Below are 697 nucleotides of genomic sequence, written 5' to 3'. Positions count from 1 at the left end.
CTCCAGTCCATACGCCGCTAAACGTGCGCTTGCGCTTTTTATTCTGTTAATAAGTTATCTAAATTGTAAAACATTTTAAAAATCCGCACTTTATTCATCACAATTCCACCTAAATATGTTATACTAATTACAATAAAACAAGTATTAAGTATGACATTAATACAGAAGGGGTTGCAAAATGAAGACAAAAGTTGCGATTAATGGATTTGGGAGAATTGGAAGGATGGTTTTTAGAAAAGCGATCCTTGAAAATAAGCTTGATGTTGTAGCCATAAATGCTAGTTATCCTGCAGAAACATTAGCACATTTACTTAAATATGATACAAATCATGGACCATTTCAAGGAGAGGTTGTCCCATTAGATGATGAGCTGCTTGTAAATGGAAAAAGGATTAAACTATTGAGCAGTCGCAATCCAGAGGAACTTCCATGGAGAGAGCTCGGGATTGAGATCGTGATCGAAGCTACTGGGAAGTTTAATGCCCGTGAAGCGGCAGCATTACATTTAGAAGCAGGGGCAAAGAAAGTGATCTTAACTGCACCAGGAAAAAATGAGGATGTTACAATTGTTATGGGTGTTAATGAAGAAATGCTGGATATTAATGAGCATGACATTATTTCCAATGCATCATGTACAACCAACTGTCTTGCACCAGTTGCAAAGGTATTAGATGATAAATTTGGAATTGAAAGCGGA

1 protein-coding gene is annotated in these 697 nt (G+C 36.7%); it reads left to right on the top strand.

The annotated features are described in order from the left end of the window. Positions 1-178: 178 nt before the first annotated feature. The coding region (locus tag V7659_RS02050; RefSeq protein WP_335537790.1) for a glyceraldehyde 3-phosphate dehydrogenase NAD-binding domain-containing protein at positions 179-697 on the top strand (519 nt) is incomplete at its 3' end.

Source organism: Neobacillus drentensis (assembly GCF_036966985.1).
Lineage (GTDB): Bacteria > Bacillota > Bacilli > Bacillales > Cytobacillaceae > Neobacillus > Neobacillus drentensis_E.
This window is presented reverse-complemented; position numbering and strand designations above follow the sequence as displayed.